Here is a 421-nt window from a genome sequence, read left to right on the forward strand (position 1 = left end):
ATCCATCAACGGCGAGTGGAAAGCATGACTGACAGTCAGCCGGTTCGTCTTACGACCCCGCTCCCGCAAGGTGTCCGCGATCCCGGTGACCACATCCTCGGCCCCGGAAATCACCAGCGAGCTCGGCCCGTTGACCGCCGCCACACCCGCCTGCGCCTCATAACCCTCAAGCAGCTCAAGGACCTCGGCCTCATCCGCCTGCACCGCGACCATCGCCCCACCGGACGGCAGCGCCTGCATCAACCGGCCCCGCGCGGCCACCACCCGGCACGCATCCTCCAGGCCCAGCACACCCGCCACATGCGCCGCCGCCAGCTCCCCCACCGAATGCCCGGTCACACAGTCCGGCACCACCCCGAAGGACTCCACCAACCGGAACAACGCCACCTCGAACGCGAACAACGCAGGCTGCGTCCACCCC

The 421-nt window shown here is 68.6% G+C and carries 1 protein-coding gene; it reads right to left on the reverse strand.

From position 1 onward, the window contains the following. On the reverse strand, nucleotides 1–421 hold a 421-nt coding region (locus IG74_RS47360; protein ID WP_158858147.1), incomplete at both ends, for an acyltransferase domain-containing protein.

This window comes from Streptomyces sp. NRRL B-1347 (assembly GCF_000720325.1).
In the GTDB taxonomy this organism is placed as follows: Bacteria; Actinomycetota; Actinomycetes; order Streptomycetales; family Streptomycetaceae; genus Streptomyces.